The 23,635-nt window shown below is 70.7% G+C and carries 23 protein-coding genes and 1 pseudogene; 9 read left to right on the top strand and 15 right to left on the bottom strand.

Features of this window, described 5'->3' with window-relative positions; translation table 11 throughout:
* Positions 1–4 precede the first annotated feature (4 nt).
* From AB0F15_RS33320 to AB0F15_RS33355, 8 genes are all read right to left on the bottom strand, one after another.
* Complete coding sequence (locus AB0F15_RS33320) at positions 5–508, bottom strand: DUF3291 domain-containing protein (protein WP_360279144.1); 504 nt, start codon at positions 506–508, stop codon at positions 5–7.
* A gap of 44 nt (positions 509–552) precedes the next feature.
* Entirely contained in the window at positions 553–1,296 is a 744-nt protein-coding gene (locus AB0F15_RS33325; protein ID WP_360279146.1) for a CbiX/SirB N-terminal domain-containing protein, read from the bottom strand.
* Positions 1,293–2,555 carry a GTP-binding protein gene (locus AB0F15_RS33330; RefSeq protein ID WP_360279149.1) on the bottom strand — a complete coding sequence of 421 codons (1,263 nt, stop codon included), beginning with the start codon at positions 2,553–2,555 and terminating at the stop codon, positions 1,293–1,295. The genes AB0F15_RS33325 and AB0F15_RS33330 overlap by 4 nt, the downstream gene beginning before the upstream one ends.
* On the bottom strand, positions 2,555–3,475 hold the full coding sequence (gene cysD / locus AB0F15_RS33335; protein ID WP_360279152.1) for a sulfate adenylyltransferase subunit CysD: 921 nt from the start codon (positions 3,473–3,475) through the stop codon (positions 2,555–2,557). The genes AB0F15_RS33330 and cysD overlap by 1 nt, the downstream gene beginning before the upstream one ends.
* Positions 3,476–3,495: 20 nt before the next feature.
* Positions 3,496–4,191: a phosphoadenylyl-sulfate reductase gene (locus tag AB0F15_RS33340; protein ID WP_360279155.1), complete on the bottom strand. Its 696-nt coding sequence runs from the start codon at positions 4,189–4,191 to the stop codon at positions 3,496–3,498.
* Positions 4,188–4,343 (bottom strand): Insertion element protein, encoded by a 156-nt coding sequence (locus AB0F15_RS33345; RefSeq protein WP_360279158.1) that lies wholly within the window; start codon positions 4,341–4,343, stop codon positions 4,188–4,190. Before AB0F15_RS33345 ends, AB0F15_RS33340 begins: the two co-directional genes overlap by 4 nt.
* Positions 4,340–6,028, bottom strand: coding sequence for a nitrite/sulfite reductase (locus AB0F15_RS33350; protein ID WP_360279161.1), 1,689 nt, complete (start codon positions 6,026–6,028; stop codon positions 4,340–4,342). The genes AB0F15_RS33345 and AB0F15_RS33350 overlap by 4 nt, the downstream gene beginning before the upstream one ends.
* A gap of 106 nt (positions 6,029–6,134) precedes the next feature.
* A complete protein-coding gene (locus AB0F15_RS33355; RefSeq protein ID WP_360279236.1) occupies positions 6,135–6,329 on the bottom strand; it encodes a putative leader peptide in 195 nt (64 codons plus the stop codon).
* A gap of 184 nt (positions 6,330–6,513) precedes the next feature.
* On the opposite strand from AB0F15_RS33355, the gene hemW reads away from it, so the two are divergent.
* Positions 6,514–7,731, top strand: a complete 1,218-nt coding sequence (hemW, locus tag AB0F15_RS33360; RefSeq protein ID WP_360279242.1) for a radical SAM family heme chaperone HemW — start codon at positions 6,514–6,516, stop codon at positions 7,729–7,731.
* Between the two features lie 68 nt (positions 7,732–7,799).
* Positions 7,800–8,720: an NADP-dependent oxidoreductase gene (locus tag AB0F15_RS33365; protein WP_360279164.1), complete on the top strand. Its 921-nt coding sequence runs from the start codon at positions 7,800–7,802 to the stop codon at positions 8,718–8,720.
* On the opposite strand, the gene AB0F15_RS33370 is transcribed toward AB0F15_RS33365, so the two are convergent.
* Positions 8,717–9,430, bottom strand: a complete 714-nt coding sequence (locus AB0F15_RS33370; RefSeq protein ID WP_360279167.1) for a TetR/AcrR family transcriptional regulator — start codon at positions 9,428–9,430, stop codon at positions 8,717–8,719. The two genes, AB0F15_RS33365 and AB0F15_RS33370, sit on opposite strands and share 4 nt — an antisense overlap.
* A gap of 82 nt (positions 9,431–9,512) precedes the next feature.
* On the opposite strand from AB0F15_RS33370, the gene AB0F15_RS33375 reads away from it, so the two are divergent.
* The 4 genes and pseudogenes from AB0F15_RS33375 to AB0F15_RS33390 all read left to right on the top strand — a co-directional run bounded on the left by AB0F15_RS33375 (position 9,513) and on the right by AB0F15_RS33390 (position 12,385).
* Positions 9,513–9,929 (top strand): SgcJ/EcaC family oxidoreductase, encoded by a 417-nt coding sequence (locus AB0F15_RS33375; RefSeq protein ID WP_360279170.1) that lies wholly within the window; start codon positions 9,513–9,515, stop codon positions 9,927–9,929.
* Complete coding sequence (locus AB0F15_RS33380; RefSeq protein ID WP_360279173.1) at positions 9,926–10,261, top strand: hypothetical protein; 336 nt, start codon at positions 9,926–9,928, stop codon at positions 10,259–10,261. Before AB0F15_RS33375 ends, AB0F15_RS33380 begins: the two co-directional genes overlap by 4 nt.
* A 76-nt stretch (positions 10,262–10,337) precedes the next feature.
* Positions 10,338–11,150, top strand: coding sequence for a siderophore-interacting protein (locus AB0F15_RS33385; RefSeq protein ID WP_360279176.1), 813 nt, complete (start codon positions 10,338–10,340; stop codon positions 11,148–11,150).
* A 9-nt stretch (positions 11,151–11,159) separates the two neighbouring features.
* Positions 11,160–12,385 (top strand): annotated as a pseudogene (locus AB0F15_RS33390) (serine hydrolase domain-containing protein).
* Here AB0F15_RS33390 and AB0F15_RS33395 read toward each other — a convergent pair.
* From AB0F15_RS33395 to AB0F15_RS33420, 6 genes are all read right to left on the bottom strand, one after another.
* Positions 12,364–13,521, bottom strand: coding sequence for a hypothetical protein (locus AB0F15_RS33395; protein WP_360279179.1), 1,158 nt, complete (start codon positions 13,519–13,521; stop codon positions 12,364–12,366). The pseudogene AB0F15_RS33390 and the gene AB0F15_RS33395 sit on opposite strands and share 22 nt — an antisense overlap.
* A 112-nt stretch (positions 13,522–13,633) precedes the next feature.
* Positions 13,634–15,067: an alpha/beta fold hydrolase gene (locus tag AB0F15_RS33400; RefSeq protein ID WP_360279181.1), complete on the bottom strand. Its 1,434-nt coding sequence runs from the start codon at positions 15,065–15,067 to the stop codon at positions 13,634–13,636.
* A gap of 86 nt (positions 15,068–15,153) precedes the next feature.
* Entirely contained in the window at positions 15,154–16,152 is a 999-nt protein-coding gene (locus AB0F15_RS33405) for a TIGR03842 family LLM class F420-dependent oxidoreductase (RefSeq protein WP_360279184.1), read from the bottom strand.
* Positions 16,153–16,159: 7 nt separating this feature from the next.
* Positions 16,160–17,542 carry a dihydropyrimidinase gene (gene hydA / locus AB0F15_RS33410; protein ID WP_360279187.1) on the bottom strand — a complete coding sequence of 461 codons (1,383 nt, stop codon included), beginning with the start codon at positions 17,540–17,542 and terminating at the stop codon, positions 16,160–16,162.
* Positions 17,542–18,324 (bottom strand): nitrilase-related carbon-nitrogen hydrolase, encoded by a 783-nt coding sequence (locus tag AB0F15_RS33415; protein WP_360279245.1) that lies wholly within the window; start codon positions 18,322–18,324, stop codon positions 17,542–17,544. The genes hydA and AB0F15_RS33415 overlap by 1 nt, the downstream gene beginning before the upstream one ends.
* Positions 18,325–18,334: 10 nt before the next feature.
* Positions 18,335–19,921: an NCS1 family nucleobase:cation symporter-1 gene (locus AB0F15_RS33420; RefSeq protein ID WP_360279190.1), complete on the bottom strand. Its 1,587-nt coding sequence runs from the start codon at positions 19,919–19,921 to the stop codon at positions 18,335–18,337.
* Between the two features lie 241 nt (positions 19,922–20,162).
* On the opposite strand from AB0F15_RS33420, the gene AB0F15_RS33425 reads away from it, so the two are divergent.
* The 3 genes from AB0F15_RS33425 (at position 20,163) to AB0F15_RS33435 (ending at position 23,521) form a co-directional block, all read left to right on the top strand.
* Positions 20,163–20,834 (top strand): response regulator transcription factor, encoded by a 672-nt coding sequence (locus AB0F15_RS33425; RefSeq protein WP_360279248.1) that lies wholly within the window; start codon positions 20,163–20,165, stop codon positions 20,832–20,834.
* The gene (locus AB0F15_RS33430; RefSeq protein WP_360279192.1) at positions 20,831–21,823 is read left to right on the top strand and encodes an ATP-binding protein; all 993 of its coding nucleotides are present in this window, start codon (positions 20,831–20,833) and stop codon (positions 21,821–21,823) included. Before AB0F15_RS33425 ends, AB0F15_RS33430 begins: the two co-directional genes overlap by 4 nt.
* 234 nt (positions 21,824–22,057) lie before the next feature.
* Positions 22,058–23,521, top strand: coding sequence for a DUF4173 domain-containing protein (locus AB0F15_RS33435; protein WP_360279195.1), 1,464 nt, complete (start codon positions 22,058–22,060; stop codon positions 23,519–23,521).
* The last annotated feature ends 114 nt before the right edge of the window (positions 23,522–23,635 follow it).

Genomic DNA, 23,635 nt, shown 5'->3' on the forward strand with positions numbered 1-23,635 from the left:
GGTGTTACGCGGGGCACAGCCAATCGGGGTCACCCGCGTGCGCGGCGGCGGCCGGGGAGAAGTGCTGCTTCAGCGTGAACGCCTCGGGCGTCGGGCCGTAGACGCGCAGGTGCTTGATCTTCTCCTCGGCCTCCGCCGTCGTCGGCCGGTGCCCCGCGGGCACCCACCACAGCGCGGTCATCACGTCCTGGACGCGGTGGAACCACTCGCGGCGGCGCTTGAGGATCGCCAGGTGCTCGCCGGAGAACACGAACGACGCCAGTGCTTCCACCGACGTCCACACGGACATGTTGACCAGGATCCCGGACGTGCCGCGCACGTCCCACTCGAAGGCGCGGATCGACGTCGCGTCGCCGTCTTCGGTCTGCAGCCGCCACACGAAGCCGGGCGCGTGGTCGGCGATGGCGTTGACCGGCTCCAGCGCGCCGACGAAGTCGCGGAAGGAGTCGTCGTCGAGCGGTGCCTTCATCCGGCTGATGTTGACCTGGGCGAGTTCGAAGTTCCCCATGAAGCCACCCTACGGGCGGTTCCCGCCCGCAGGGGGACCCGGCGCTACGCGTATTGCCCGGCCCGCAGCAACGCGGTGACCGCGGTGGCGTACCGCGCGACGACGACGTCCGCGACGCGCGGGTCGTCCGCCAGCGGAGCGGCGATGAACGCGTCCGGGTCGGCTTCGCGGGCCAGCCGCGCGATCCGGTCCGGGAGCAGGCCCGGCGCCAGGAACCACGAGGCCACCACGAGGTGGCGTGCCCCGCGGGACCGCAGCCGGGCGGCGGCGGCCGGGATGTCGGGCTGGGTCGCGCCGGCGAACGCCTCGCTCACCGGGAGCCCGAGCCGCTCTTCCCAGCGCGCGGCCAGCGACGCGACGACGGCGTTGGCGGCGGCGTTCGACGAGCCGACCGCGCTGAGCAGCACCCCCGTGCCGCGGTGGCGGGGCGCGGCCGCCAGCCGGTCGAGGGCGACGGCTTGCAGCGCCGGGTCGGCGCCGAGCACGTCCGACACCTGGACGCGGAACCCCGGGCACGCCGAGACGACCTCGTCGATCAGCGCGGGCAGGTCGACCCGGGCGTGGAACGCGCTGCCCAGCAGCAGCGGCACCACGACCGCCGTCCGGTGCCCGGACGCGTACAGCTCCCGCAGCACGTCGGTGACCCGTGGTTCCGACAGGTCCAGAAAGGACTCGTGGACTCCGGCACCCGGTGCCTGGGCGCGCACGACGTCGACGAGCGCCCGCACGGTCGCGGCCGAGCGGGGGTCACGGCTGCCGTGCGCGACGGCGACCAGGGGAGGCGTCACGAGAAGCGATCACCCACCAGCCCCGCGGCGAGGGTGTCGCCGTCCTTCGGGTCGATCACCAGGAACGCGCCGGTGCGCGGGCTGACGGCGTAGTCGTCGACGCCCAGCTCTTCGGCCAGCTGCAGCGTGACGAGCCCGATGTCGTTGAGCTCCAGCGTGCCCGGAGCGTCCACACTGGACAGTGCCTGCTCGTCGAACCGCGCGTGCAGCTCGCCGACCAGCGCCTGCACCGTGCGGGTGCCGTGCTTGACCAGTACGCGGGCGCCCGGCTTGAGCGGCTTGGCCGACAGCCAGCACAGCGTGCCGGTGATCTCGTCGGTGACGTGCGGCGGCGCGTCCGCGGCGGCGATCAGGTCGCCGCGGGAGATGTCGATGTCGTCGGCGAGCAGCAGCGTCACCGACGTGCCCGCGCCGGCTTCGGCCAGCTCCCCGTCCGCGGTGTCGATCCGTTCGACGCGGCTGCGGATGCCCTGCGGCAGCACGACGATCTCGTCGCCCGGGCGCACCGTGCCCGCCGCGATCTGGCCCGCGTAGCCGCGGTAGTCCGGGTACTCGGGCGTGCGCGGGCGGATCACGTACTGCACCGGGAACCGCAGCGCCGAGTCGTGCGGATCGGGCGCGACCGGCACCTCTTCCAGGTGCTCGAGCAGGCTGGGGCCGGAGTACCACGGCGTCCGCTCCGAGCGCGTCGCGACGTTGTCGCCCTCCAGCGCCGAAACCGGGATCGCGAGGACCGACCCGCGCGGGTACCCGAGCGTCTCGGCGTGCGAAGCGAACTCCTTCGCGATCACCGTGAACGTCGCCTCGTCGTAGCCGACCAGGTCGATCTTGTTCACCGCGAGCACCAGCTGTGGCACGCCGAGCAGCGCCAGCACGGCCGCGTGCCGGCGGGTCTGCTCGAGCACCCCCTTGCGCGCGTCGACGAGCAGCACGGCCAGCTGCGCGGTCGACGCGCCGGTCACCGTGTTGCGGGTGTACTGCACGTGGCCTGGCGTGTCGGCCAGCACGAAGGAGCGCTTCGGCGTGGCGAAGTACCGGTAGGCGACGTCGATGGTGATGCCCTGCTCACGCTCCGAACGCAGGCCGTCCACCAGTAGCGACAGGTCCGGTGTGGACAGTCCTTTGTCGACGGACGCACGGGTGACGGCGTCGAGCTGGTCGGCGAGCACCGACTTGGTGTCGTACAGCAGCCGGCCGACGAGCGTCGACTTGCCGTCGTCGACGCTCCCGGCGGTGGCCAGGCGAAGCAGCGAACTCATCAGAAGTACCCCTCACGCTTGCGGTCTTCCATGGCCGCCTCGGACATCCGGTCGTCCGCCCTGGTCGCGCCGCGCTCGGTCAGCCGCGAGGCCGACACCTCGGCGATGACCTCTTCGACGGTGCCCGCGGTGGATTCGATCGCGCCGGTGCACGAGCCGTCGCCGACGGTCCGGTAGCGCACCGTCCGCTCGCTGATCTCTTCGCCCGGCCGGGGACCGCCCCACGGGCCCTCGGCCAGCAGCATCCCGTCGCGCAGGTACACCTCGCGCCGGTGGGCGTAGTAGATCGACGGCAGTTCGACGTTCTCGCGGGCGATGTAGTTCCAGACGTCGGCCTCGGTCCAGTTGGACAGCGGGAAGACGCGGACCTGCTCGCCGGGGCGGTGCCTGCCGTTGTAGAGGTTCCACAGCTCGGGCCGCTGGCGCCGGGGCTCCCACTGACCGAAGGCGTTGCGGAGGCTGAAGATCCGCTCCTTCGCCCGGGCGCGTTCCTCGTCCCGGCGGCCGCCGCCGAAGACGGCGTCGAACTTGTTCTCCGCGATCGTGTCGAGCAGCGGCGTGGTCTGCAGCGGGTTGCGCAGCCCGTCGGCGCGCTCCTCGAGACGGCCGTCGTCGATCCAGTCCTGCACCTTCGCGACGACCAGCCGCAGCCCGTGCTGCTCGACGACGCGGTCGCGGAACTCGATGACCTCGTCGAAGTTGTGCCCGGTGTCCACGTGCAGCAGCGGGAACGGCACCGGCGCCGGCCAGAACGCCTTGATCGCCAGGTGCAGCAGCAGCGTCGAGTCCTTGCCGCCGGAGAAGAGGATCACCGGCCGGTCGAACTCGCCCGCCACCTCCCGGAAGATGTGGATGGCTTCGGACTCCAACGCGGCGAGGTTGTCCTGAGCCGCGTCGGTGGCGGGTTCCAGTGTCGTCATGCGTCCCTCGGTGTCTGACATCAGCCGTGCAGCCCGCACTCGGTCTTGCTCTGCCCGGCCCAGCGGCCGCTGCGCGGGTCCTGCCCTGGCGCGACTTTCGCGGTGCAGGGTGCACAGCCGATCGAGAGGTAACCGATCGAGACCAGCGGGTTCTCCAGGATCCCGTGCTCGGCGATGTAGGCCTTGAACTCGTCGTCGGTCCACGCCGCGATGGGGTTGACCTTCACCAGGCCGTTGCGGTCGTCCCAGGTGACGATCGGGGTGTTCGCGCGGGTCGGCGCGTCCACGCGGCGGACGCCGGTGACCCACGCGGAGTAGTTGGCGAGGGTGTTGCGCAGCGGCACGACCTTGCGCAGGTTGCAGCACAGCGTCGGGTCGCGGTCGTGCAGCTTCGCGCCGTATTCGGCGTCCTGCTCGGCGACGCTCTGCTCGGCCTGGGCGTTCACGATCTTCACGCCGGGGTAGACCGCCTCGACCGCGTCGCGGGTGCCGATCGTCTCCGGGAAGTGGTAGCCGGTCTCGAGGAACAGGACGTCCACCTCGGGCTTGACCTTCGTGGCCAGGTCGATGAGGACGGCGTCCTGCATGTTGGACGCGACGATGAAGTCGTCCCCGAACGTCTCGGCGGTCCAGCGCAGCGCTTCTTCCGCCGTCGCGTCGGCGAGCTCCCGCGAAGCGCGCTCGGCGAGGGTCTTGTAGTCGGCAGTGGCGGTCATCGGGATACCTCCGGAAGGGACAGGCCGAGGAACTTGACCGAGAAGACCCGGCGACAGGCGGAACAAAGCCAGCCGCCCTTCTCTTCCGGCCGCAGGTCCTCGTCACCGCAATACGGGCAGTAGTACGGAGCCGCTCGTTCGGGGGAAGTCACTGCAAGGCGCTCTCTTCGGCCCGTGCGGCCCACTGCGGGAACCGTTCGCCGGGCTCGCGCCCGGTGACGTAGGCGCGCACGACGCGTTCGACGTAGCCGGTCAGCTCGGCCGCGGTCACCTTGTGCCCGCGCAGCTTCCGGCCGAACCCGGCGTCGAGGCCGAGACCGCCGCCGAGGTGGACCTGGAACCCCTCGACCTGGTTGCCGTCGGCGTCGGTGACGATCTGGCCCTTGAGGCCGATGTCCGCCGTCTGGATCCGCGCGCAGGAGTTGGGGCAGCCGTTGAGGTGCACGCTCACCGGCGCGTCGAGGCCGTCCTGGATGTCGGCGAGGGACTTCTCGAGGTCCGCGACGAGCTGCTGCGCGCGGGCCTTCGTCTCGACGATGGCGAGCTTGCAGAACTCCAGCCCGGTGCAGGCCATGACGCCGCGCCGCCACGGCGACGGCTTGGTCTCCAGCCCCAGCTCGGCCAGCTCGGCCGACAGCGTGGCGACCTGGGCTTCGGGGACGTCGAGCACGACGACCTTCTGCTGGGGGGTGAGCCGCACCCGGCCTGACCCGGCCCGCTCGGCAGCTTTGGCGACGGCGACGAGCGTGCCGCCGCTCGACCGGCCGGCGATCGGCGCCGCGCCGACGTAGAACTTGCCGTCGACCTGCGGGTGCACGCCGACGTGGTCGATCGGGAGGGCCGGGTCGACCGGCGCCGGGCCGTCGATCAGCTCGCGCTTGAGGTACTCGTCCTGCAGCACCTGCCGGAACTTTTCGGCGCCCCAGTCCTTGACCAGGAACTTGAGCCGGGCCCGCGAGCGCAGCCGCCGGTAGCCGTAGTCGCGGAAGATCGAGATGACGCCTTCCCAGACGTCCGGGACCTCGTCCAGCGGCACCCAGGCGCCGAGACGCTGCCCGAGCATCGGGTTCGTCGACAGGCCGCCGCCGACCCAGACGTCGAAGCCGGGCCCGTGCTCCGGGTGCTCAACGCCGACGAAGGCGACGTCGTGGATCTCGTGGGCGACGTCGGGCTGGCCGGAGATCGCGGTCTTGAACTTGCGCGGCAGGTTCGCGAACTCCGGCTTGCCGATGTAGCGGCGCTTGATCTCGTCCAGCGCGGGCGTGCCGTCGAGGACCTCGTCCGCCGAGATGCCCGCGACCGGCGAGCCGAGCATGACGCGCGGGCTGTCGCCGCAGGCCTCCATCGTCGTCATGCCGGCGTTTTCGAGCTTGGCCCAGATCGCCGGGACGTCCTCGATCCGGATCCAGTGGTACTGGATGTTCTGCCGGTCGGTGATGTCGGCGGTGTCGCGCGCGTACGCCTGCGAGATCTCGCCGAGCACGGTGAGCTGCTCGGTGGTCAGCGCCCCGCCGTCGATCCGGACCCGCAGCATGAAGTAGCGGTCGTCGAGCTCCTCGGGCTCCAGCGCCGCCGTGCGGCCGCCGTCGATCCCCGGCTTGCGCTGGGTGTAGAGGCCGAACCAGCGGAACCGGCCGCGCAGGTCACCCGGGTCGATCGCGTCGAACCCGCGGTGGGCGTAGATGTTTTCGATGCGCGCCCGCACGTTGAGCGGGTGGTCGTCTTTCTTGGACCGCTCGTTCGGGTTCAGCGGCTCCCGGTAACCGAGCGCCCACTGCCCTTCGCCGCGCTTCTGCTTGGCGCGCGCGGGGCGGGCTGGGGTTTGGGGCGTGGCCATGGCGGCGTCCTCCGAGAGGCGTTTCGTGGCGGCGGAGGCCCGCCGGCTCGCGGGGTTCCTCCGGCGCCGGCTGTCCAGAATTCGTGGCAGGTGGTGGCGTCGGCAGTCAGCGAACGGGTACGCAGAGGGCGCTGGCGACCCGCAGGAGGTCGACGTGGCGGCGGGCCACGAGGAGAACACCGGCATGAGTCACGGCGTCAGCGTGCCACGCGTCCACAATGTGGTCCAGGGGTGACCGGATGGTGGGAGAAGGGTCACTCGCCTGGAGAATGCGACCGGCCGGCAGGCCCGCGACCTGCACCTTCGGGTGCCCGGCGGCGGCTTCGGTCGCTGTCAACGGCCACTTGGGCCGGCCAAGCCACGGTGGGTGAAGTGCACGGCTTCGGGGTCGTCGTACCGGACGGCGAGCCTCCTCGCGTCGTAACGGGTGTTAACCCGATCGGCCTCCCGGCGCGACCGAGCGTGGCGGGGTGGACAATCCGGGAGTGCCCGAGCTGCGTCCCGACCCCGCCACCCCGATCGATCCGGCGTTGCCGGAAAGCGCGCTGAAGGGGCTCGGCAGCAGAGCGTTCGGGGTCTACGTCCACGTCCCGTTCTGCGCCACGCGCTGCGGGTACTGCGACTTCAACACCTACACCGCGGGTGAGCTCGACACCGGGTCGTCGCCGCAGTCCTGGCTCGAAGGGCTGCGCCGCGAACTCGAACTCGCCGCGCGCGTGCTCGTCGTGCCGCCCGCCGCCGACACCGTGTTCGTCGGCGGCGGTACGCCGTCGCTACTCGGCGCGGACGGGCTGCGCTCGGTGCTCGACGCCGTCCGCGACGTCTTCGGGCTGGCGCCCGGGGCCGAGGTGACGACCGAGTCGAACCCGGAGTCGACGTCGCCGGGGTTCTTCGCCGGGATCCGGGAAGCCGGTTACACCCGGGTCTCGCTGGGCATGCAGTCGGCGGCCCCGCACGTGCTGAAGATCCTCGACCGCGTGCACACCCCGGGCCGGCCGGGGAAGGCCGCCGCCGAAGCGCGCGCGGCCGGGTTCGACCACGTGAACCTGGACGTGATCTACGGCACGCCGGGGGAGCGGGCGGACGACCTGCGCGCAACGCTCGACGCCGTGCTGGCCGCCGGCGTCGACCACGTCTCCGCCTACGCGCTGATCGTCGAGGAGGGCACGGCGCTGGCCCGCCGCGTGCGCCGTGGCGAGCTGCCCGCGCCGGACGACGACGTGCTCGCGGCGGACTACGAGATGATCGACGCGATGCTGTCCGCGGCGGGGCTGCACTGGTACGAGGTGTCGAACTGGGCGGCCTCCGACGCGGCCCGCTGCCGCCACAACCTCGGCTACTGGCGGGGTGACGACTGGTGGGGCGCCGGTCCGGGTGCGCACAGCCACGTCGGCGGGGTGCGCTGGTGGAACGTCAAGCACCCGGCGCGGTACGCCGCGCTGCTGGCCGGCGGTGATTCGCCCGCGGCCGGGCTCGAGGTGCTCACCGACGACGACCAGCACCTCGAGCGGATCATGCTCGAACTCCGCGTCGCCGAAGGACTCCCGCTCGACGTGCTCGACGAGCCAGGGCTCGCCGAGGCGCGCGCGGCCGCGGCCGAGGGACTGCTCGATCCGTCCGCTTTGGACTCCCGCGGCCGTGCGGTGCTCACCGACCGCGGGCGGTTGCTGGCGGACGGGGTCGTCCGCAGGCTCGCGGGCTGACCGGCGGGGAATGAAACCTCCGGCGGCCGTCGTTACTTGTATCAAGCAACGACGTTCGAGGAGGCCACATGGCGCGCGCGATCAGGTTCGACGAGTACGGCGGCGTGGATGTCCTCCGGGTCGAAGACGTCCCCCGCCCGGCGCCGGGTCCGGGCCAGGTGCTCGTCGGGGTCCGCGCCGCCGGGATCAACCCGGGTGAGGCGGCCATCCGGCAGGGGTTCATGCACGAGCGCTGGCCGGCGACGTTCCCGTCCGGTCAGGGCAGCGATTTCGCCGGAGTGGTCACCGAGCTCGGCGAGGGCGTCGAGGAGATCGCCGTCGGTGACGAAGTGATCGGCTGGGTCGACACGCGGTCGAGCCACGCGGACTTCGTCGTCGCGGAGGCGGAAAACCTGACGCCGCGCCCGGACGGGGTGCCGTGGGAAGTGGCAGGCTCGCTGTTCGTCGCCGGGACCACCGCCTACGCCGCCGTGCGCGCGGTGTACCCGCGCGAAGGCGAGACGGTCGTCGTGTCGGGCGCCGCGGGCGGTGTCGGCTCGCTGGTCGTCCAGCTCGCGAAGCTGTCCGGTGCGACGGTGATCGGCCTGGCCGGGGCGGCCAACCACGCGTGGTTGCGCGAACAAGACGTGGTCCCGGTGGAGTACGGGGATGGCGTTCTCGAGCGGATCAAGGAGGCCGCGCCCGGCGGTGTCGACGCGTTCATCGACACCTTCGGCGCCGGCTACGTCGAGCTGGCGCTGCGCCTCGGGGTGTACGCCGGCCGGATCGACACGATCATCGACTTCGCGGCGGCGGAGAAGTACAACGTCAAGGCCGATGGCAACGCGGCCGCGGCGTCGGCCGGTGTCCTGCGCGAGCTGGCGGTGCTGGCGGACAAGGGGTTGCTGGAGGTGCCCGTCGCGCGCGTCTTCCCGCTGGACGAGGTGCGCGAGGCCTACCGCGAGCTGGAGAAGCGGCACACCCGGGGCAAGATCGTCCTGCGACCCTAGTTCACCGCCCCCTGAGCCGCCATGACCTTGAGACCGGCGAGGTAGGTGTCCAGGGCGAACTCGAGGCGCGCGGCCGCCGTGTCCGCCGAGAAGAACCGGCCGACGTCGAGCAGGTTCGGGAACGACTCGGCGGGGAGCGACCGCATGTACGCCACCATCTGCTCGCCGCGGCGGGCAGTCTCGGCCGCGTCGATGTCGCCCCACGTCCAGCTGCTCGCTTCGTAGGCGTACGCCTTGGCGTAGAGCGCCAACGCGTCGCCCGCGAAGGCTGCCTGCTCGAGGGTCAATCCGCCCACGCGCAGCAGGGCGAGCATCGCTTCGCCCTGCCTCAGTGAACTGGGCGTGACCGGCACGGCGATGTCCCACGCGATGCGCGCGATGCCGGGGTACGCGACCATCACCCGGATCTGGCCACGGACGAGTTCCCGGACCTGCTCGTCCCAGCGCGCCGGGTCCGGCTCCGGGATCGGCGCCTCGGCGAGCACGGCGTCGAGCATCAGCTCCGCCAGTTCGTCCTTGTTCGAGACGTGCGCGTAGAGCGACGCCGGCCCGGTCTCCAGCGATTGGGCGAGCCGTCGCATGGTGACCGCGTCGAGGCCGTCCTCGGCCAGGATCATCAAGGCCGCCTTCACGATCGAGGCCTGCGAGAGGGCGGGTTTCGCGGCGCGACGGCGGGGAGCGCTGCGCCAGGGCGGCGGAGGAAGGGTCACTCGAACACTGTACTTGACGCGAACGCCGTTCGATAGTAGAACAGTGTTCGGCGAACGAACATCGTTCGAAGAGGGGGATCCCATGATCACGACCACCGCCGAAGCCGACGTCCGTGCCGTCCTCGCCCGGCTCACCCAGGCCTGGAACGACGGTGACGCGACCGCGTACGGGCGGCTCTTCACCGAAGACGCGGACTACGTGACGTACTTCGGGCTGACCATGCCCGGCCGCGCGCAGATCGAAAGCGCGCACCGCGCCCTCTTCGACGGGCCGCTCAAGGGCATCAAGCTGACCGGGCAGCCCGAGGTCGCGGCCCGGGTGCGGTTCGTCCGTCCCGACGTCGCGATCGCCATCGTGGGCGGTGGCTCGTCGCTCACCGGTGCCGCCACCACGGACGAGGGCCGCGAGTCGACCGTCAGCTTCGTGCTCGTCCAGGACGACGGTGCATGGCGGATCACGGCGTTCCAGAACACCCGGGTGTCGGATCCGCGCTCGTGAAAACGCTTGCGCAGGCCTCGGGGGTCGTCGCGCGGCCGCCCGCGGAGGTGTTCGAAGAGCTGTGGCGCAGGCTCGCCGGAGGGGCCCACCCGATGCGGATGGACGTCGATCGCGAGCGCGGGTTCGTCGCGGTGCAGGGCGGCTGGTGGTACCGCGGGGAGTACCGCGTCACGGCCGATCCGGCGGGGGCGCGCGTCGAACACCGGGTGGTCAACGCGGCTTCGCGAGGGCGGTGGGGCGTGCCCCTGGCGAACCGGTTCTTCATCGGATTCCGGGCACGGGTGGCGGCCGGGTTCGCCCGGTTGCTGCAGGAGCTGGCCGCTTCCGGGTAGCCGCGGGCCGGTTTCGGCGCGTAGGGTGACTTAGGTAAGCCTTAGCGATGGTTCTTTGTGGTGGTTGGAGTGGCCGATGGCTGAAGCACCCCGGCGGTCCGGGCGTCCCGCGACACGGCTGCAGGTGCTGCGCACCGAGCGGCTGACCCCGCACATGATCCGGATCGTTGCGGGCGGCGAAGGCATCGCCGGGTTCACGCCCAACGCGTTCACCGACGCCTACGTGAAGGTGCTGTTCAAGGTGCCGGGCGTCGAGTACCCGGAGCCGTTCGACGTCCAGGAGTGCCGCGCCACGATGCCGCGGGAACACTGGCCGCGGCAGCGCTCATACACGGTCCGGGCGTTCGACCCGCAGGCCGGCGAGCTCGTTCTCGACTTCGTCCACCACGGCGACGAGGGCATCGCCGGCCCGTGGGCGGCCTCGGCCCGGCCGGGTGATGAGCTTTTGCTCCAGGGGCCGGGTGGCGCGTACGCACCGGGCACCGAGGTGGACTGGCACCTGCTGGCCGGGGACGAAAGCGCGTTGCCGGCCATTGCGGCGTCGCTCGAAGCGCTCCCGGCCGGGGCCCCGGCGCAGGCGGTGATCCTCGTCGAGAACGCGGACGAGGAGCAGCCGCTGGTCACCAAGGCCGACGCGCAGATCACCTGGCTGCACCGGGCGTCCGGCGGCAACGTGGCCGCGGCGGTGCGCGAGCTGCCGTGGCGCGAGGGCGTCGTCCAGGCGTTCGTCCACGGCGAGGCGGGGTTCGTGCGCGACCTGCGGCAGTACCTGCTCGACGAGCGCGGGGTGCGGCGCGAGCTGCTGTCGATCTCGGGTTACTGGCGCTCCGGCAAGAACGACGAAGCCTGGCGCGAGGAGAAGGCGGCCGAGCGGGCGCGGGAGAAGTAACCTCGCCGCATGGCGGACTTCGAGGTGGACGTCGACCCGGCCGAGGCCGGCTTCGACGCGGCGCGGCTTTCCCGGATCGACGCGCATTTCGACCGGTACGTCGAGGACGGCCGGTTGCCGGGCTGGCTCGCGGTGGTGACCAGGCGCGGCCGCATCGTCCACCTCGGTCGCGGCGGCCACCGGGACGTCGAAGCGTCGCTGCCGGTCGAGCCGGACACGCTGTGGCGGATCTTCTCGATGACCAAGCCGGTCACCTCGGTCGCGGCGATGATGCTCGCCGAAGAGGGCCTGCTGGGAGCTCGACGACCCGATCTCGCGCTGGCTGCCGGAGTTCGCTTCGCCGCGGGTGTACGTCAAGGGGTCGGCGTTGGCGCCGCTGACCGAGCCCGCCACTGAGCCGATCCGCGTCTGGCACCTGCTGACCCACACGGCGGGCCTGACGTACGGCTTCCACCACGGCCACCCGGTGGACGCGATCTACCGCGCGGCCGGTTTCGAGTGGGGCACGCCACCGGGTCTCGACTTGGCCGCGTGCTGTGCGAAGTGGGCGTCACTGCCGCTGCTGTTCCAGCCCGGCGCGGAGTGGAACTACTCGGTGGCGACCGACGTGCTCGGACGGCTCGTCGAGGTGGTGTCGGGTTCTTCGCTGGACGAGTTCTTCGCTTCGCGCATCTTCACACCGCTGGGCATGACGGACACGGGTTTCGTGGCGGCTTCCCCCGCGCGCTTGGCGGCCATGTACGTGCCGTCGGGCGGCCGGGCCACCCGCAACGACGCGTTCGGCCGCTGGGGAGCGGTCCGCCCCGGACTACCTGTCCGGCGGCGGAGGCTTGGTGTCCTCGGCGGCGGACTACTGGCGCTTCACGGAGATGCTCCTGCGCGGCGGCGCCTTGGACGGCGTCCGGTTGCTGTCCCCGCGCACGGTGTCCCTGATGGCGAGCAACCACCTGCCGGGCCACGTGGACCTGGAGGCGTTCGGTCGCCCGCTGTTCGCGGAGATGCCGTTCGACGGCCACGGTTTCGGGCTGGGCTTCTCGGTGCTGGAGGACCCGGTGAAGGCCCGCACGTTGTCCTCCGCGGGCGAGTTCGCCTGGGGCGGCGCGGCCTCGACCGCCTTTTGGGTGGACCCGGCCAAGGACTTGACGGTGGGGTTCTACACACAACTGCTGCCGTCGAGTACTTACCGGCTGCGGCCTCAGCTGCGTCAGCTGGTCTACCAGGCGCTGGTGGACTGAGCCGGGTCTGTGTGCCGGCGCGGCCGGAAGGTCAACCGGACGAGCCGCGCATCGTGAAAGACGAAGATCGAGGACAGAAGCCCGGCTTTGACATCTCTGGCGCGCATGGCCACGGCTGTTTCGTCCTCCAGAAGCCAGCTCGCCAGCAAAGTGGGCAGCGAGAACCGCAACGCGAACCTCTCCGAACCGTCCGCTGGAACGATCACCCAATCGCCGCTGGCATTCCGGGCCGTAGCGAACCGGATGTCGACAAGTACTTCGATGGGGTGGTCGATGACGTATGCGGCGAACGCGGGCAGGTTGTCGGGTCGGAGCACGAGGATAAAGGGGCTGGTAGGGAAACCGAGGAGAAGCGAGCCGACGATTTCGCTGGCGAGTGTGTCCGCAACGGACATCAGGCGCTCCGGAGGCAAGGCGCGCTTCTCCGCGTGGGCAGGGTTGCGGCGGATCGACTCGTCAGGGCCGACGCGCCGAACGGGTGAGGATTGGTGGAGGACCGACGAACTCGATTCGGTCGGCGGTCCCCCGTCTTCTGATGAGCCATCATCGGTCCAGGTGCCCAACGAGATTCTTAGTGCTGTTCGGACCTGGCCTCGAGGAAAGGGCACATCGGTCTCCGAGAGGAGCTGAACCAGTCGCCTCGCTGCGCGATCCGTCGCCTCGGTCAGGTTGCTGAACGCGGGCCCGGACAGATCGACCAGGAAGATCTGCTGAGCCAGCGCGTATTGCTGCGCGGGAAGACTGAACCCACTGGTGGAGAAGAGCGCGTAGCGGTAGAGGTGCCGTCGCACGGGCACCCGTCGAGAGCCGGCATGCGCGGTTGCATACTGTTCGTTGACGTCGTGAACGACTCCGTGTGCGTTGCGCGCATCCCGCAGACCGACCTTTTGGCCCCGGTACTTGGCCTCCACGAAGACGCGCAACGGCAGGGAGAAAGGCGTTGGAAGGGTCAGTTCGCCGAGAACATCGGCTTGGTGGTCGGAACCGCGACCGCGGACGAGTAGGCCGTGTCTTCCGCGTTTCAGTGCGTCAGGATCCTGCTTGACGGATACCAGGAGTCGATAGCCGTTGTCTTGGAGCAAGCGGGCGAGCACCTCTTCGAGTAGATAACCTCGCAGTGCCTCGAACGAGACCATCGAGCTACTCCCTTGCCGAGTCTGGTGCGCAGGCGGCTCAGGAATGCAATTGTGGCGTATCCAGCCGAGTCGTGCTGACCGTAGCGCCTCGACACAATCCTCGTTTAACGTTTTACTCCTCCGGAGCGCAGAGCGTGCCCGGGGCCGGAACCGCACCCTGGGCGAAGTAGCGGTCCAGCCAAGCGTCGACACAGGCGCTCTTGCCCCGTGAACCGTGGCCGTACGTGTCCAGGGTCAGCAGGCGCGCGTCGGCCAGCAGCCTTTCCGTCCGCTGAGCCCCGGCGTACGGCGTCTCGAGGTCGCCCTGGCGGTTGGCCAGCAGCAGGATCGGGGCCGTCGGGTGGTTCCACGGGCCCGCGTAGCGGCCGGTGTCCGCGACGCCCCACGTGGCGCACGGCAGCGTCTTGTAGACGTCGAACGGCCCGAAACCGCGGCCGACGCGGTCGGCGCGGTGGGCGAAGTCCCACCAGACCGCCGGCTCTCGGGGGTTCGCCGCGTCCGAACACAGCGTTGCGCCGCCGCCCAGGAGGGAGTCGATGTCCGGGGGGCCGCCCGTTGACGCCGGAGCCGGCGAAGCCGGGTCCGCCAGTGCCTGCAGGAACGCCGCCAGTTCGGGTGCCGACCGGGCGTCGGTCAGGTAGCCGTGGATCCGGGCGATCGCGTTCTGGTACGTGACGACGACCTGGCGTCCGGTCATGTCGGTCACCGTGATCGGGCCGCGCTCCAGGCGGTTCAGGATCTCGTCGTAGTCGAAAGCGCAACGCGATGCGCAGGCGTCCAAAAAGGACTGAAGCGCCCGTGGGCCGTCGGCGAAGCCCTGCAACCGGTAGCTCATCGGGGCCGGGCCGGTCGACCAGCGGACCGGGTCGTCGACGGCGTCGAGCGCGAGCGAACCCACCCGGCCCGGGAACAGGTTCGCGTACGTTTCGGCGACGTAGGTGCCGTACGACTTGCCGTAGTACCGCAGCTTCGGCTCGTCGAACGCGACCCGCAGGCGGTCGAGGTCGCGGGCGATGGTGCCCGTCGACAGGTGGTTCGCCAAGGGGCCGGCGTTCTGCTCGCAGAGGTCGGTGACCACCCGGGTGTCCGCGATCTGCTGCTGCTCGGCCGCGCGCGTCAGGGGGAACGTGCCGAGCGCGCGCTGGAGCACCTCCAGCTGTGCCGGGTCGGTGAAGCAGTGGATCTTCGAACTGGCGCCGACGCCGCGTGGGTCGAAGTCGACGATGTCGAAGCGGGCGTGCAACGAGGGGGTCAGCGCCGGGGCGAACCGGCCGGACGAACCGGGGCCGCCCGGGTTGTAGAAGATGGTGCCCAGCTTGCCGGCTTGGTCGGTGGCGGGCAGCCGGGCGAGCGCCAGCCGCACGGTACCCGCTGAAGAGTCCTGATAGGACAGTGGGACGTCGAGGTGTCCGCACTGGTACCCGGCCTGGCAGGTGTCTTCCCAGACGATTCCGGTGGGGCTTGCCGCGGCGGCGGGGGCGAGGGCGCCGACCGCGAGCGCGGCGGCCCCCAGCGCCGCCGCCGCGCGGAGGTTCCGAGGTGTCATCTTCCGAGCGTCCCGTTCCGGACCCGGTGCGCGCACGGGGGCGCACCACCGGATCCGGGGTGGGGTCACCCCCCAGCCCGCCGGGATCAGGTGGTGAGCTTCGGGATGATCTGCGACCCGTAGGACGCCAGTGTCGCCTCGCGGTCGTCGTGCATCAGGTACAGCGAAAACTGGTCCACGCCCAGCTCCGCCAGCTCCTGCAGCCGCTCGACGTGGGCAGCCGGGGGGCCCAGCAGGCAGAACCGGTCGACGATCTCGTCCGGGACGAACTCCGTCGACGGGTTGCCCGCCTTGCCGTGGTGGCTGTAGTCGTACCCCTCGCGTTCGCGGATGTAGTCGGTCAGCTCGCGCGGCACCGCACCCGACGAGCCGTACCGCGCCACCAGGTCGGCGACGTGGTTGCCGACCATCCCGCCGAACCAGCGCAACTGCTCGCGCTGGTGGGCCAGGTCGTCGCCGACGTACGCCGGGGCCGCGACGCAGATCGTGATGCCGCCCGGGTCGCGGCCGGCCGCGCGGGCCGCGTCGCGGACCGCGCCGATCGTCCAGCGCGCGATCGCCGGGTCCGCGCACTGGAGGATGAAGCCGTCGGCGTGTTCGCCGACCGTCTGCAGCGCCTTGGGTCCGTACCCGGCCATCCACATCTCGAGCTGGCCGTTCGTGATCCACGGGATCTGCACGGTCTTCTCGTTCATGGTCACCGCGCGGCCCTCGGCGAGGTCCTTGACGACACGCATGCAGTCGCGCACGGTGGCCAATGTGGACGGTGGCTTGCCGACCACCCGGTGCGCCGAATCGCCGCGGCCGATGCCGCACACCGTCCGGTTGCCGTACATGTCGTTGAGCGTGGCGAACGTCGACGCCATCACCGACCAGTCCCGCGTCCCGGGGCTGGTCACCATCGGCCCCACGACGAGAGACGACGTCGCTGCCAGGATTGCCGAGTAGATGACGAACGGCTCCTGCCACAACACGCACGAGTCGAACGTCCAGCCGTAGCGGAAGCCGACGTCTTCGGCGTCCTTCATCAGCCGCACGACGTCCCGTGCGGGCGGGTCCGTCTGCAGCACGATCCCGAAGTCCATGCCCACCTCAGTTCAGGTACTGGTTCAGCGAGCGGGACAGGAACTTCCCGTGGGACGTCGAACCCGAGAAGCCGGAAGGCGAGACCACCACGCGCCCGCGGGACAGCACGGTGTGCACGCGGCCGGTGAGCTCGAACCCCTCGTACGCCGAGTAGTCGACGTTCATGTGGTGCGTCGAAGCCGACAGCGTCTGCGTCGCCGAAGGGTCGTAGATCACGATGTCCGCGTCCGAACCCGCCGCGATGACGCCCTTGCGCGGGTACAGCCCGAACATCCGCGCCGGCGTCGCCGAGCACGTCTCGACCCACCGGCCGAGCGTCAGCTCGCCCGCGACGACGCCCTGGTGCAGCAGGTCCATCCGGTGCTCGACGCCCGGCATCCCGTTCGGGATGGCCCGGAAGTCGTCGCGGCCCAGTTCCTTCTGGTCCTTGAAGCAGAACGGGCAGTGGTCGGTGGACACCACGGACAGGTCGTTCGTCCGCAGCCCGCGCCACAGGTCGGCCTGGTGCGACTTCTCCCGCAGCGGCGGCGAAGCCACGTACTTGGCGCCTTCGAAGTCCGGCTTCGCCAGGTCTTCGATGGACAGGTACAGGTACTGCGGGCACGTCTCGGCGAAGACGTTCTGCCCCTCGTTGCGCGCTTCCGCGACCGCCGCAAGTGCTTGCGACGCCGACAGGTGCACGATGTAGAGCGGCGCACCGGTGACCTTCGCGAGCTGGATCGCCCGGGACGTCGCCTCGCCTTCCAGCTCCGGCGGCCGCGTCAGGCCGTGCTGAACCGGGTCCACGCGACCGGCGGCGACGGCCTGTGCCGCCAGCTGGTCGATCGCGATGCCGTTTTCGGCGTGCATCATGATCGTCGCGCCGATTTCGCGCGCTTTCTGCATGGCCAGCAGGATTTCGCCGTCCGTGGAGTAGAACACCCCGGGGTAGGCCATGAACATCTTGAAGCTGCCGACCCCGCCGTCGACGCAGGCTTCCATCTCCTTCAGCGACTGGTCGTTGACGTCGGAGACGATCATGTGGAAGCCGTAGTCGATCGCGCAGTTCCCGTCGGCCTTGCCGTGCCACTTGTCCAAAGTGGACAGCAGTGACGTTCCCTTGGCCTGTACGGCGAAGTCGATGATCGTGGTCGTGCCGCCCCACGCCGCGGCCGTGGTGCCGGTCGAAAACGTGTCGACGGAGTGCGTGCCGCCGAACGGCATCTCCATGTGCGTGTGCGCGTCGATGCCGCCGGGCAGCACGTACTTCCCGGTGGCGTCGATCGTCTCGTCGCCGGTCAGCGTCCCGGGCGCGCCGACGGCGGCGATGGTCTCGCCGTCGACGAGCACGTCGGCCAGGAGCGCACCCGACGGCGAAACGACCTGACCGCCCTGGATGAGCGTGGTCATCAGGCCTCCGCGAGGGGGCCGTAGGTGTCCGGCCGGCGGTCGCGGTAGAACGCCCACTGGTTGCGGACCTCGTCGAGCAGCCCCAGGTCGAGGTCGCGGACCACGACCTCGTCGTCGGTGTCGGACGCGGCGTCACCGACGAGCTGCCCGCGCGGGTCGACGAAGTACGTCTGGCCGTAGAAGTCGTTGTCGCCCAGCGGTTCCACGCCCACCCGGTTGATCGCGCCGACGAAGTACTCGTTCGCCACCGCGGCCGCCGGCTGCTCCAGCTTCCACAGGTACTGCGACAGGCTGCGGCTGGTCGCCGACGGGTTGAACACGATCTTCGCCCCGGCCAGGCCGAGCGCGCGCCAGCCCTCCGGGAAGTGCCGCTCGTAGCAGATGTAGACGCCGATGCGGCCCACCGCGGTGTCGAACACCGGGTAGCCGAGGTTGCCGGGGCGGAAGTAGAACTTCTCCCAGAACCCCTGCACCTGCGGGATGTGGTTCTTGCGGTACTTGCCGAGGTAGGTGCCGTCGGCGTCGATCACCGCGGCGGTGTTGTAGTAGACGCCGGGCTGCTCGACCTCGTACATCGGCACGATCAGCACGATGCCGTGGCGCTCGGCGACCTCCTGCATGAGCCTGGTCGTCGGACCGTCGGGGATGGCCTCGGTGTAGGAGTAGTAGTCGGCGTCCTGCACCTGGCAGAAGTACGGCCCGTAGAACAGTTCCTGAAGACAGACGACCTGGGCGCCCTGGGAAGCGGCGGTGCCGATGTGGTCGACCGCCGCCTTGATCATGGACTCCTTGTCACCCGTCCACCGCTGCTGGATCAGGCCGGCTCGAACCACGCTCACTGATTTCCTCCTTGTTCTCATACGTTGAGGGCTTGTTTGAAGGCCGAGCCAGGGCGGCGAACACGACGAACGCACCGACCAGGCCGATCACCCAGTTGTAGTCGTAAAGCGGCTTGAGGAACGGGATGAGCCCGTCGGCGGGGAACGGGCCGGTGTCGGCGGAGCTGTAGGCCCCACCGACCGCGAGCACCGCTCCCACCAGCGTGGCGACCAGGGCGCGCCAGTTCCAGCCGCCGCTGAACCAATACACCCCATCGGGTGTGTAGAGGTCCTTCAACCGGAGCTTCGTGCGGTTGACGAACCAGTAGCCGGCGACGAGCACCCCGGCGACCGCGCCGAGCAGGCCGCCGTAGAAGCCGAGCCAGGCGAAGATGTAGATGTTCGGGTCGGAGTAGAGCCGCCACGGCTGGATCAGGATGCCGATGACGCCGGTGATCCCGCCGCCGATCGCGAACGTGATCTTCTTCGGGAACGCGTTCGAGAAGTCGTAGGACGGGCTGACGACGTTGGCCGCCAGGTTCGCCGAGATGGTGGCGAGCACCAGCGCGACCAGCGCGACGACGACCACGGCCGGGCTGGTGAACTTGTCGGCCAGCTTCGCCGGGTCCCAGATGTCCTCGCCGTAGAGCACGTGCCCGCCCGACGTCGTCAGGATGGCCACGATCGCGATGAACGTCATCGTCGTCGGCAGGCCGAGGATCTGGCCGCGGACCTGCTTGCGCTGGCTGCCGCCGAAGCGGGTGAAGTCCGGCATGTTCAGCGACAGCGTCGACCAGAACGCGATCATCGCCATCAGCGACGGCGCGAACACCTTCCAGAAGTCCGGGCCCCAGCCGAGCTTGCCGCCGTCGGAGAGGATCGGGCCGAAGCCGCCCGCCTTGACGAGCACGTACCCGAGCATGATCAGGAAGCCGACGGACACCAGCGGCGCCGTCCAGTTCTCGAACCGGCGGACCGCGTCCATGCCGCGCCAGATGATGAGCATCTGGCCGATCCAGAACACCACGAAGGAGAGCCACAGCGTCCAGTGCTGCCCGGCGATCATCGCGGAGTCGCGCCACCCCGAGCCCAGCAGCCTGCCGAGGATGACGTAGATGGCCTCGCCGCCGACCCAGGTCTGGATGCCGAACCAGCCGCACGCGATGAACGCGCGCAGCAGGGCGGCGAGGTTGGCGCCGCGCAGGCCGTAGAAGGCGCGGGCGAACACCGGGAACGGGATGCCGTACTTGGTGCCGGCGTGGCTGTTGGCCAGCATCGGTGCGAGCACGACCAGGTTGCCGATCGTGATGGTGAGCAGCGCCTGCACCCAGTTCATGCCGAGGGCGATGAGGGATGCGGCCAGTGCGTAGCTGGGGATGTTGTGCGCCATCCCCATCCAGAGCGCGAAGTAGTTGTAGGTGGTCCAGGTTCGTTTTTCGATCGCGACGGGGGCCAGTTCCTCGTTGAAGAACCGGCTGCCTTCGAGAGACCCGACGGCGGCGGGGTCGAGCTCGACCCGGCCGTCGTCGTGCACGCGCTGGTCTGCGGGTGTCGGCGCCATTGCGGAATCCTGCGCGCCTGGTCATCGCCGGGGCAACGGCAGTCTGTTCACTCTTCGCTGATCAGGAGTGCAGTCTGTCGATTGCGCGGAGGGGTCCCGGGGTGCATGACCTGTGTCACACATGCAGCCGTCATCAACCGGCAAAGAGGGTGAAACGTCTCCACAGGATCTTCACACTTCACGCGGACCGTCTCCACCGGAGGTGCTTAGGGTCGTGGTCATGGAACTGGGTGGGCGGCGCGTGCTCGTCGTCGAGGACGACGTCACGATCGCCGCGTCGATCGCGGCCCGGCTGCGGGCCGAGGGCTTCACCGTCGACGTCGCCCACGACGGCCCGGCCGCCGTGGAAGCCGATGCGGCGGGCGAGCCGGAGCTGGTGGTGCTGGACGTGATGCTGCCGGGGTTCGACGGCCTGGAGGTCTGCCGCCGGATCCAGGGCCGCCGCCCCGTGCCGGTGCTGATGCTCACCGCGCGGGCCGACGAGACGGACCTGCTGGTCGGGCTCGGCGTCGGCGCCGACGACTACCTCACGAAGCCGTTCTCGATGCGGGTGCTGACCGCCCGGGTCCACGCGCTGCTGCGGCGGGTGGACCGCTCGGTGGCCGTCGCGGGTACCCGGATCGTGCTCGGCGACCTCGAGATCGACGTCGACCAGCGGCGCGTCGCCCGGGCCGGCGTCGCGGCGCAGCTGACGCCGATCGAGTTCGACCTGCTCGTGCACTTCGCGCGGCGGCCGCGGGTGGTGCAGCCGCGGGAACGGCTGCTGTCGGAGGTGTGGGACTGGGACGTCCACGGCACGTCCGCGGCCACCCGGGCCGTGGACAGCCACATCAAGGCGCTGCGGCGGAAGCTCGGCGCGGACCTGATCCGCACGGTGCACGGAGTCGGCTACGCACTGGAGGCGGGATCGTGAACCTCGTTCCGCGGCCCCTCGACCGGATCCGCTCGATCAAGCTGAAGCTGGCGATCCTGATGGTCGCCTCCGGCGGGGTGGCGTTCGCGTTCTTCAACTGGCAGATCGGCTGGCTGCCGCCGAAGACGACGATCACCGCGATGGTGCTCGCCCTGGTGCTTTCGCAGCTGCTGGCCCACGGGATGACGCGCCCGCTGCGCGAGATGACCGCGGCGGCGCGGGCGATGGCCAAGGGCGACTACACCCGCCGCATCCGCGCGACGACGCGTGACGAGGTCGGGGAGCTGGCGCAGGCGTTCAACCAGATGGCGGGCGACCTCGGCGACGCGGACCGGCAGCGCCGGGAGCTGATCGCGAACGTGTCCCACGAGCTGCGGACCCCGATCACCGCGCTGAACGGCGTGCTGGAGAACCTCGTCGACGGCGTCGAGGACCCGGATCCGGCGACGCTGAAGACGGCGTTGCAGCAGACCGAGCGCCTGACGTCCCTGGTGGAGGAGCTCCTGGACCTGTCGCGGCTCGACGCGGGGGCGATCCCGCTGCACAAGACGGAGTTCTCGCTCTGGTCGCTGCTGTCGGAAGTGGTCGGTGAGGCGAGGTTCGCCCGCCGCGGGGTGACGTTCGCGGTGACGGTGTCACCCGAGGGCGCGCTGGTGACGGCGGACCGCGGCCGGCTGTTCCAGGTGGTGGCCAACCTTCTCGAGAACGCCGCCCGCCACGGCCCGGCGGGCGGCGAGGTCCGGGTGATCGCCCAGGTGCGCCCGGGTGAGGTGCGCATCGACGTCTGCGACGAGGGGCCGGGGATCGCGCGGGCGGACCGCGAGCGGGTCTTCGAGCGGTTCACCCGCGGGGATCGGCCGTCGGGCGGGGGTACCGGGCTCGGCCTGGCGATCGCCCGGTGGGCGGTGGACCTGCACGGCGGGACGATCGGCGTGGTGGACCCCTCACCGGGCACGGGCAGCCGGATCCGGGTGACGCTCCCCGCTTAGCTCGGCTCGGCCCGCTTGGGCCTGGGTCAGTGGCGGACTCGGCCACAGAAGTTTGCAAAAGTGAACTCGAGGAAGGGGTGAAATGCCCAAAGCACATGTCGGCGGCTCCGGGGTACCGCGCGGTAAGCGCTCGGTCGCGCGTCGCGGGTGACGACGCCGGAGACTGATACGGCCCGCGGTCGGGATGCGGCGGCCGAGTGGTCCGCTGGCCCCGCCCGTTCTGCGGCGGGAGGGGTGGCCGTGGCCGCTCCGTCCGTTCTCCTGCGGCCGCTGCCCCCACCGAAGTCCGCGGTCGTGCCACTGCCGCCCGCCGTGCTGCCTGCCGCGGGGCTGGCCGGGGTGGCCGCTGCTCTCCTGCTGCCCGTCGATCGGCCCGGGGTGGGGTGGCTGCTTTCCGGGCTGGCCGTCGCCACCGCGGTTTTCCTCGCCGATCGGCGGTCTCGGGCGGCCGGTGAACCCGGCTCCTTCACCTGGCGCAGCGCCGGGTGGGCGTCTCTCGCACTGGCCCTGCTCGCGATGGGGGCCGTACGGGCGTCGGGGTGGCTGTTCGTGCTGTGCGTGCTGGCCGCCGTCGTGGCCGGGTCGCTGGCCGTGGTCGGGGAGCGGACCGTCAACTCCGTGCTCTACGACATGCTCGCCCTGCCCGTCGAGGCCCTCCGCGCCATCCCGTGGATCGGCCGCGGCGCGGGGCGCTTCACCGCCCGCCGCGACGGTGTCGCCCGCCGGATCGCGCTCGCCGTGCTGGCCGCCGCCGCGCTCGTCGCGGTGTTCGTGCCGCTGCTCGCCAGTGCCGATGCCGCCTTCGCCGCCGTCGTCAACGCCATGGTCCCCGAACTCAGCGTCGCGACGCTCGTGCGGTGGTGCGCGGTGTTCGCCGTCTTCACCTCCGTCGTGGCCGGCGCCTGCTACTTCCTCGCTGCACCACCGCGTCGCGCGGCGGCCGACCGTCCACACCGGAGTGGTTACGGTCTGGAGTGGACGGTCCCGCTCGGCGTCCTCGTCCTGGTGTTCAGCGTCTTCGTCGGGGTGCGGCTGGTCGTGCTGTTCGGCGGCACCGGGTACGTCCTGCGCACCAGCGGGCTGACGTCGGCGCAGTACGCCCGCGGCGGCTTCTGGCAGCTGTGCGCCGTCACCGTGCTGACGCTGGCCATCGTCGCGGCCGCGCTGCGCTGGGCGCCGGACGCCACCCGCGCCGACCGGCTCCGCCAGCGGGTCCTGCTCGGGACGTTGAGCGCCCTGACGCTCGTGCTGGTCGGTTCGGCGCTGAGTCGCATGTGGACATACCAGCAGGCGTACGGCTTCACCGTGCTGCGGCTGCTGGTCGAGGTGTGCGAACTGTGGTTCGGTGTGGTGTTCGTCCTCGTCGGCGCGTCGCTGGTGCGGCTGCGCTCCTCGTGGCTGCCCCGCGCGGCGATCGGGACGGCCGCGGCGGCGCTGCTCGTGCTCGCGCTCCTCGACCCGGAACGCCTCATCGCCGACGCCAACCTCGACCGCGCGGCCGCCGGCAGGCCCCTGGACGACGGCTACCTCGCCGGGTTCTCGGCCGACGTGGTCCCGGTGGTCTCGGCCCGGCTGCCGGAACCGCGGCGCACGTGCGTGCTGCGGCAGGTGCTGCGCCACGACACCCCGGACGGCTGGCCGGCGTGGAACCTCAGCCGTTCGGCGGCCCGTGACGTTCCTCTCGGTGGCTGCGGCTGAACCGGCGGCGTGGGTCGTGCGTGGTTAAAAACGGTGCGCGGAAGTCACCGGGTCGTCGTGGGGGCGGCCCGGCGGCTTCTGCGCGCGCAAAGCGCGTACGCGCCTCCGAAGCCG

The sequence above is a fragment of the Amycolatopsis sp. NPDC026612 genome, assembly GCF_040638285.1.
Taxonomy (GTDB): Bacteria; Actinomycetota; Actinomycetes; order Mycobacteriales; family Pseudonocardiaceae; genus Amycolatopsis.

Excerpts from the sequence above, each read along its gene's own strand:
- AB0F15_RS33320 (WP_360279144.1), bottom strand. The coding sequence starts at position 508 with ATGGGGAACTTCGAACTCGCCCAGGTCAACATCAGCCGGATGAAGGCA.
- AB0F15_RS33330 (WP_360279149.1), bottom strand. The coding sequence starts at position 2,555 with ATGAGTTCGCTGCTTCGCCTGGCCACCGCCGGGAGCGTCGACGACGGC.
- cysD (WP_360279152.1), bottom strand. The coding sequence starts at position 3,475 with ATGACGACACTGGAACCCGCCACCGACGCGGCTCAGGACAACCTCGCC.
- AB0F15_RS33340 (WP_360279155.1), bottom strand. The coding sequence starts at position 4,191 with ATGACCGCCACTGCCGACTACAAGACCCTCGCCGAGCGCGCTTCGCGG.
- AB0F15_RS33350 (WP_360279161.1), bottom strand. The coding sequence starts at position 6,028 with ATGGCCACGCCCCAAACCCCAGCCCGCCCCGCGCGCGCCAAGCAGAAG.
- AB0F15_RS33365 (WP_360279164.1), top strand. The coding sequence starts at position 7,800 with ATGGCGCGCGCGATCAGGTTCGACGAGTACGGCGGCGTGGATGTCCTC.
- AB0F15_RS33375 (WP_360279170.1), top strand. The coding sequence starts at position 9,513 with ATGATCACGACCACCGCCGAAGCCGACGTCCGTGCCGTCCTCGCCCGG.
- AB0F15_RS33385 (WP_360279176.1), top strand. The coding sequence starts at position 10,338 with ATGGCTGAAGCACCCCGGCGGTCCGGGCGTCCCGCGACACGGCTGCAG.
- AB0F15_RS33395 (WP_360279179.1), bottom strand. The coding sequence starts at position 13,521 with ATGGTCTCGTTCGAGGCACTGCGAGGTTATCTACTCGAAGAGGTGCTC.
- AB0F15_RS33400 (WP_360279181.1), bottom strand. The coding sequence starts at position 15,067 with ATGACACCTCGGAACCTCCGCGCGGCGGCGGCGCTGGGGGCCGCCGCG.
- AB0F15_RS33405 (WP_360279184.1), bottom strand. The coding sequence starts at position 16,152 with ATGGACTTCGGGATCGTGCTGCAGACGGACCCGCCCGCACGGGACGTC.
- hydA (WP_360279187.1), bottom strand. The coding sequence starts at position 17,542 with ATGACCACGCTCATCCAGGGCGGTCAGGTCGTTTCGCCGTCGGGTGCG.
- AB0F15_RS33415 (WP_360279245.1), bottom strand. The coding sequence starts at position 18,324 with ATGATCAAGGCGGCGGTCGACCACATCGGCACCGCCGCTTCCCAGGGC.
- AB0F15_RS33420 (WP_360279190.1), bottom strand. The coding sequence starts at position 19,921 with ATGGCGCCGACACCCGCAGACCAGCGCGTGCACGACGACGGCCGGGTC.